A 6,805-nucleotide genomic window follows, 5' to 3' on the forward strand; every position below is an offset into this window, starting at 1 on the left:
GCGTCCAGGCCGCGGGCGGCCCCGGCGCGCGCCACGACGTCCAGCACGGCCCTGCGCGGCTCGGCCCGCAGGAACTGCGAGACGTAGCCCAGCTCCCGGCCGCGCAGGTCGGCGACCTGCGCGTCGGGCAGCGCCGCCAGGTCCACGGTGCTCCCCGACGACGTACGCAGCAGGATCCGCCCGGCCGTCGGCACGTACGTACGGTGGACGCAGCGCAGCAGCGACGACTTGCCCGCCCCGGACGAACCGGCCAGCGCGACGTGCTCGCCGGCGGCCACGTCCAGGTCCACGCCGTGCAGCGCGCCCACGGTGCGGCCGTCGATCGTGTGCAGGGTGAACGACTTGACCAGTCCCCTGATCTCCAGAACGTTCATCCGCGCGCCGCCGCCACCAGCCGCTGGCTGTAGGGGTGCTGCGGGTCCTCCAAGAGCTGGTCGGTCAGGCCCGTCTCGACGACGCGGCCGTGTTGCATCACCATCACCCTCCTGGTCAGCATCTCGATGACGCCGAAGTCGTGGGAGACGACCACGGCGGCGACGCCGAGCCGTTCGAGCAGGTTGCGGAGCAGGTCGAGCACGCCGGCCGCGACCGAGGCGTCCAGTCCGGTGGTGGGCTCGTCGAGCAGCAGCACGGGCGGGCGGTTGGCCAGCGCCTTGGCGATCTGCACGCGCTGGCGCATGCCGCCGGAGAACGTCCGCACGGGGTCGTCCATGCGCGACAGCGGCACCTCGGTCAGCTCCAGCAGTTCGGCGGCCCGCTCCCGGATGCGGCCGAAGTGCCGGCCGCCCGCGGCGGTCAGGCGCTCGGCGATGTTGCCGCCCGCGCTCGTGTCCAGGTCGAGCCCGGCGGCCGGGTCCTGGTAGACGACGGAGACCCGGTCGATGCGCAGCCGCCGCCGCTCGCCGTCGCCGAGGGCCAGCACGTCGGTCCGCCCGTCGTCGTAGCCGCGCAGGTACGCGCTGCCCCGGCTGGGCCGCTCGTCACCGGCCACGCAGCGCATGACCGTGGACTTGCCCGAGCCCGACTCGCCGACGATGCCCAGCGCCTCGCCCGGCTCCACCTCGAAACCGACGTCCCAGGCCGCCACGACGGCGCCGGTCGCGGGCGAGACCGAGGTGCCGTGCTCGGGGCCGGTGCCGGGCAGCGACCGCGGCCCAGGGTCGCCGTAGACCCTGCCGAGGTCCTCCACCTTCAACGCCCAGCTCATTGATCCCCCTCCCTGTTACGCGCGCAGAAGTCCGTGTCGCTGCACACCCAGGCCACGGAGCCGTCCATGGACGGCACCTCCACCAGGTACGACCCCTCCGAGCCGCAGTGCCGGCAGGCCGCGCCCGGCGTGCTCTCGACCTCGAACGGGATGTCCTCGAACACCAGCGGCTCCACCACGGTGTGCGGCGGCACCGCGTAGATCCGCTTCTCCCGTCCCGCCCCGAACAGCGTCAGATGCTCGGCCCGGTCCAGCTTGGGCACGTCGAACCTGGGGATCGGGGTGGGGGAGATCAGGTAGCGGCCGTCGACCATGCAGGGGTAGCCGGCCGTCTTGGTGACGACGCCGTTGCGGACGACGTCCTCGTACAGGCCGACCCACATGCGCGAATAGTCGGCCTCGGCGTGCATCCTGCGCTGCTCGCGTACGTCGTGCTCGACCGCGCGCAGCGGCTCCGGCACGGGCACCTGCAGCACGAGCACCTGGTCGGCGCGCAGCGGCGTCTCGGGGATTCGGTGCCTGGACTGGATCAGGCTGGCCTCGCGGGTGTCGCTCTCCTCCGCGCAGCCGACGTGGCCCACGACCAGGCGGCGCAGGTTGGAGGCGTTCACGCCGCCGTCCTCGCCCTGGTCGATGACCTTGAGCCGGTCGCCGGGGCCGACGAGGGCCAGCGTCACCTGCAGCCCGCCCGAGCCCCAGCCGCGGGCGACCGGCATCTCGCGCGAGCCGAACGGCACCTGGTACCCCGGCACGGCCACGGCGGTGAGCGCGGCGCGGCGGACCTCGCGCTTGGACAGCTCGTCGAAGATGCCCCTGGGGCCGCCGTCGCCGGCGAGGTCCGTGATCGTCCTCATCGGGCGGTCGCCTCCTCCAAGGCGGCGCGTACCGCCCGCTTGCGGTCCAGCACCGAACGGAAGTCCACGTAGTGGGGCAGCTTGAGGTGCTCCAGGAAGCCGGACGCCTCGATGCCGTCGAGGGTCAGCAGGACCTCCTGCTCCAGCTCCGTACGGCCGCCGTCGCGGTGGACCAGCAGGTCGAGCCCGGCCATGGCGATGGCCTTGCGTTCGTTGTGGCCGAAGCACATGCCGTAGCCCATGTCGAGGCGGCTGCGGTCCTCCTCGGCCCGGTCGAGGTCGTCGATGGTCTCGACCTCGGTCACCCGTACCTCGGTCACGGTGACCGGGGCGCCGGTGAGCGGGTGGCGGACCCTGACGGGGAGGGTGCCGTGGCGGACCTCGCCGGGGAACTCGTGGTTGTGGCGGCCGGGCCGGAACGTGTGCGAGTACCACAGGTGCACCAGGGCGCCGGTCTCGGCCCTGGCCATCGCGGTCAGGCGGGCCGAGCGCGGGATGCCGGGGCGGACGGGGGAGCGGGTGATGTCGTACGGCTCGGGGTCGGCGTCCGTCGTCCTGTCGACCAGCAGGTCCATGGAGCGCAGGAGGCGGAGCAGGCGCGGCGGGCGCCTCGGGTCGTCGCCGTTCGCGTGCCCGTGGCCGTGGCCATGCCCGTGTGGGTGCTCGTGGTCGTGGTCGTGCTCGTGGTCCGGCTGCTGGTCCTGGAGGCGGGCCTTGGCCTGGTCCTCCGGCATGAGGTCGAGCAGGCGGCCCACGTAGTCGAGCGTGCGGCCGAGGAGCTGGCTGCCTGGCGGGTTGCGGAAGGCGGGCGAGATGCGGCGCGAGATCTTCAGCTCGTCGGCGTGCACCGGCTCGGAGTAGGCCACCCTGGGCAGCGTCGAGCGGTGTGCCCGGATGAGCTGGGCCGCCTCCTGAACGTCGCCCTCCGACTGGCGCAGGGCCCTGGCCGCCAGCTCGGGGGCCCACAGGCCGCCCTCGCCCATGATCCGGTCCACGGCCAGCCGCAGCCGCTCGGTGATCTGGTCGATCCCGAGCCAGTCGCTGGGCCCGCCGTAGCGGCGGCGTTCGACGAGCTCCTCGGCCGCCAGGATGGCCTCGTGGCCGCCGCTGGCACCTGAGTACCCCATTCAGTGCTCTCCGTTCTCGATCTCGATGCGGGTGCTGCGCGGCAGCCCGGCGACGGTCCCGTCCCTGGCGACGAGGAAGGTGTCGATCCCGGCGGGGAAGGCCGCGTTGGCGGCGGCGAGGGCGGCGAAGACGTCGCGGTGCAGGCCCGCGACCCGCAGCCGCCGGGTGCCCGGCACCCCGGGACCGCTGAGCGTCAGGACGGTCTCGGGCCCCTCCGCGCCCGAGAGCCGATCACCGGGGACGTCCCCGTCGGCGACCGCGAGACCGGCGTCCAAGAGACCGGCCTCCGAGAGAGCGGACTCTGAGAGAGCGGACTCTGAGAGACCGGCCTCCGAGGGACCGGCGACGGCGAGACCGGCGACGGCGGCGATCAGGCGCGTGCCGTGCTCGGGGTGCAGGGCGTCGCCCCTGGGCAGCCCGGCGATCTCGGCGGCCGTCGGGGCGCGCAGCGCGACCACCATGCGCGCCTCCCGAGGCGGGGCCACCGGCGCGGAGGTCGCCAGGTGCAGGGCCCGGGCCCAGTGCTCCTCCCCCGGCGCGGTCAGCACGGCCGTCGGCACCTCGACGTCGGCCAGCCCGGCCGCCACGGACAGCGCCGCGGGCCCGTCGCCGGACCCGACGGCGTCCAGCACGCCGGGCCTGGACAGGACGTTCAGCAGGGCGCGGAAGTCGGCCTGCGCCCGCGCCGCGGTCGGCGTCACCGCGCGGACCTGGGCGCCGATCCCCTGGACGGCGGTGACGGTCACGTCAGCTCCTCGAAGGCCACGCGGGTCCGGGAAACCTCGGCCCACTCGGCGGCGTCCTCCCTGGCCCGGCGCTCGGCGACGGCCTCGCACAGGGCGCGTACGTCTCCGGCGGCGGGCAGTCCGGCCGCGGCGGCGGCGTCCAGGAGGGCGGCGGCCAGCGCCGCCACCCGGTCGTCGCCGCCGCGCATGCACCACCCGGCCGCCCCCGCCACCTCGACGGTGCACGAGGTGACCAGCACCTCGCCCAGGTGGAAGCGCTCCTCGGCCACCGGTTCGCGCACGGTGAGCATCACCATGCCGACCTCCGGCGGGTGCAGCACGGTCGGCTCGCCCAGGTCGCCGGACCGGAGCAGGCGCTCGGCGAGTGGCAGCAGTTCGTCGGGGGTCGCGGCGGCCAGCAGCCCGGCGCGTTCCTCCCTGGTCATCAGGTCGGTCAAGGCGTTTCCTCTTCGATCTCGAAGGTGACGTCGAGCACGTCGGGCCGCAGGTACGTGCGGGCGTACTCGACGTACGGGCCGCCGGTGGCGCGGTTCACGCTCTCGGCCAGCCAGACGGGGCCGCGGCTGCCGCCGGTCAGGTGCTCGGCGATGCCCTGCGGGGGCACGTCGAGGCTGATCCGGTAGCGGGCACGGACGACGTTGAGCCCGTAGCGGCGGCGCAGGACCTTGTGCAGGGAGACCTCGTCGCCCAGCTCCCTGTCCAGGTTCAGCAGGGGCCGCCGGGGCAGGACGCTGGTGGCGTACGCGGCGACCTCGCCGTTCACGCTGAACACGCGCTCGACCGACCACACGGCCGCGCCCGCGGACAGCCCGAGCCGGGAACGCTCCTGCTCGACCGCGCGCCGCGCGCCGCAGCTCACCAGGCGCGCGCCGGGTTCGGCGCCCGCCAGCCGCACGGTCTCGCTGAACGAGGGCGGGACGTGGGCGGAGATCACGTACTCCACGCGCCCGCGCCTGAAGGTGCCGACACCCTGGACGCGGCGCACCAGCAGCCGCCGTTCCAGCTCCTGCAGGGCCGCGCGGGCGGCGGGCCTGCTGACGTGGAACCGGTCGGCCAGCACGTGCTCGCTGGGGACCTGCGCGCCCACGGGCACGTGGGCCAGCTCCGCCTCCAGGATGTCGGCCATCTCCAGGTAGCGCTGCGAGCTTGTCATGACAAGCAGCCTTGGCGGCGTTCCTGACCGAGAGGTGAACGACAGGCGACGCCGCACAAGCGCACAGGACATCAACGCAGGACGGATCTGAGCCGGGCCGAGATCGCCTCCACGGCCAGGACCAGCACGAACACCGGCAGTACGATCGCGGTGACCACGTCGTGGTTGAGCGCCCTGATGTGCTGGCTGAGCGCGAACCCCAGCTCCCCCGCCCCCACGATGCCGAGGATGAAGAAGGCCCGCAGGTTGACGTCGAGCGCGTACAGGGTGGTGGCGGCCAGGCGCGGGGTGAGCTGGCCGAGCACGGCCACGGTCAGCTCCTGTACGGGGCCCGCCCCGGCCGACAGCACGGCCTCGCGCGGCCCTCTGCGCAGTTCCTCGGCGTCGTCGGCGACGAGCTTGGCGACCAGGGCGGTGGTGAAGACGGCCAGCGCCAGGGTCCCGGCGACAGGGCCGTCCATGAGGCCGAAGGCGGCCACGAAGACCAGCACCAGCAGCAGGTCGGGGATGGAGCGCAGGCCGACGAGGAAGGTGCGGGCGGTCAGGCGTACCGCGTCGTTGGGGGCGACGGCGCGGGCGGCGATCAGGCCGAGCGGGATCCCTGCCAGCGTGCCGAGGAACGTGGCCCCGAGCGCGATCGCGCCCGTCTCCAGCAGGCCCTCGCCCAAGAGATCCGCGACCGGGGCGAAGTCGGGCGGGAAGAAGTCGCCGAGCGCCCGTACGGAACCCCCGGCCGCCTCGGCCAGCGCCGCGGGGCTCGCGCCGACCCGCCAGAACGCCACCGCGGCGAGCGCCACCGCGCACCAGCCGGCCAGGTGCGCGGCGAGCCTCGACCGGGTCCACGGCACCCGCTCCCCCCGTACGGGAGGCACGGCCCCGCCGCGCCCCGCGCCCAGGAGCTGCCCGCGCAGCGACACCGAGACCGCCTCGACGAGCAGCACGACCGCCACCGTCACCAGCGCGATCCCGGTGGCCTCCCGGTAGTCGGTGAACCCGAACGCGGTCTTCAGGTCCAGCCCGATGCCGCCCGCGCCGACGGCCCCGAGCAGCACGGAGCCGCGGAAGTTGATGTCCAGCCGGTAGAGGATGGCCGCCACCCAGGACGGCGCCACCTGCGGCAGCACGCCGGCCAGCAGCCGCTGGAGCGGCCCGGCGCCGGTGCCCGCGACGGCCTCGCGCACGCCGGTGTCCGCCTGCTCGACCGCCTCGGCGAACAGTTTGCCCAGCATGCCCACGGAGTGCAGGCCGAGCGCCAGCACGCCGGGCAGCGGCCCGATGCCGATCGCGGCCACGAAGAAGACGGCGAACACGACGTCGGGAACGGCCCGGCAGGCGACGATCACGCTCAGCGCGGCCGACCTGACGACCCGCGCCGTCCTGGACGCCACCGCGGGCCCTCCCCTGTCGGCGGCCAGCACGCCGAGGACGGCGGCCAGCACCGTCGCCAGCGCGGTGCCGGCGCAGGCCATCCAGAGGGTGTCGAGCACGTGGGCGAAGGTCGTGGCGGGGTCGCTGAGCGTCGGCGGCCAGGCCCTGGCCAGCAGCCCGGCGACCTCGCCGAACCCGCCGACCAGCCCGCCGATTCCGACGCCCAGGTGATCGAGGGCGACGATCCCGAGCGTCACGGAGACGACGGGGAACGTCCAGGCCGCCACGCGCCGGGCGCTGCGCGGCGGCCGTCCGTACGGGCGTGCCCCGCCGGGGCCGCCCTCGCCGC

Annotated in this window: 8 protein-coding genes; all 8 read right to left on the reverse strand. The window is 74.7% G+C overall.

All coding sequences use genetic code 11. The annotated features are described in order from the left end of the window. On the reverse strand, positions 1–374 hold a 374-nt coding region (locus tag ABD844_RS10780), incomplete at its 3' end, for an ATP-binding cassette domain-containing protein (RefSeq protein ID WP_344875575.1). After that, positions 371–1,207 carry an ATP-binding cassette domain-containing protein gene (locus ABD844_RS10785; RefSeq protein WP_344875577.1) on the reverse strand — a complete coding sequence of 279 codons (837 nt, stop codon included), beginning with the start codon at positions 1,205–1,207 and terminating at the stop codon, positions 371–373. The genes ABD844_RS10780 and ABD844_RS10785, both read right to left, overlap by 4 nt. Continuing rightward, positions 1,204–2,061: an alpha-D-ribose 1-methylphosphonate 5-phosphate C-P-lyase PhnJ gene (locus ABD844_RS10790; RefSeq protein WP_344875579.1), complete on the reverse strand. Its 858-nt coding sequence runs from the start codon at positions 2,059–2,061 to the stop codon at positions 1,204–1,206. Before ABD844_RS10790 ends, ABD844_RS10785 begins: the two co-directional genes overlap by 4 nt. Further along, the gene (locus ABD844_RS10795; RefSeq protein ID WP_344875581.1) at positions 2,058–3,188 is read right to left on the reverse strand and encodes a carbon-phosphorus lyase complex subunit PhnI; all 1,131 of its coding nucleotides are present in this window, start codon (positions 3,186–3,188) and stop codon (positions 2,058–2,060) included. Before ABD844_RS10795 ends, ABD844_RS10790 begins: the two co-directional genes overlap by 4 nt. Continuing rightward, positions 3,189–3,935 (reverse strand): phosphonate C-P lyase system protein PhnH, encoded by a 747-nt coding sequence (gene phnH / locus ABD844_RS10800; protein WP_344875583.1) that lies wholly within the window; start codon positions 3,933–3,935, stop codon positions 3,189–3,191. Then, a complete protein-coding gene (gene phnG / locus ABD844_RS10805) occupies positions 3,932–4,372 on the reverse strand; it encodes a phosphonate C-P lyase system protein PhnG (protein ID WP_344875585.1) in 441 nt (146 codons plus the stop codon). Before phnG ends, phnH begins: the two co-directional genes overlap by 4 nt. Continuing rightward, positions 4,369–5,088 carry a GntR family transcriptional regulator gene (locus ABD844_RS10810; protein WP_344875587.1) on the reverse strand — a complete coding sequence of 240 codons (720 nt, stop codon included), beginning with the start codon at positions 5,086–5,088 and terminating at the stop codon, positions 4,369–4,371. Before ABD844_RS10810 ends, phnG begins: the two co-directional genes overlap by 4 nt. 71 nt (positions 5,089–5,159) lie before the next feature. Then, on the reverse strand, positions 5,160–6,805 hold a 1,646-nt coding region (gene phnE / locus ABD844_RS10815), incomplete at its 5' end, for a phosphonate ABC transporter, permease protein PhnE (RefSeq protein WP_344875589.1).

This window comes from Nonomuraea antimicrobica (assembly GCF_039536965.1).
Classification (GTDB): domain Bacteria; phylum Actinomycetota; class Actinomycetes; order Streptosporangiales; family Streptosporangiaceae; genus Nonomuraea; species Nonomuraea antimicrobica.

What these genes read in the sequence shown, in the direction of transcription:
- ABD844_RS10790 (WP_344875579.1), bottom strand. Translation starts at nt 2,061, where the DNA reads ATGAGGACGATCACGGACCTCGCCGGCGACGGCGGCCCCAGGGGCATC.
- ABD844_RS10810 (WP_344875587.1), bottom strand. Translation starts at nt 5,088, where the DNA reads ATGACAAGCTCGCAGCGCTACCTGGAGATGGCCGACATCCTGGAGGCG.
- ABD844_RS10795 (WP_344875581.1), bottom strand. Translation starts at nt 3,188, where the DNA reads ATGGGGTACTCAGGTGCCAGCGGCGGCCACGAGGCCATCCTGGCGGCC.
- ABD844_RS10785 (WP_344875577.1), bottom strand. Translation starts at nt 1,207, where the DNA reads ATGAGCTGGGCGTTGAAGGTGGAGGACCTCGGCAGGGTCTACGGCGAC.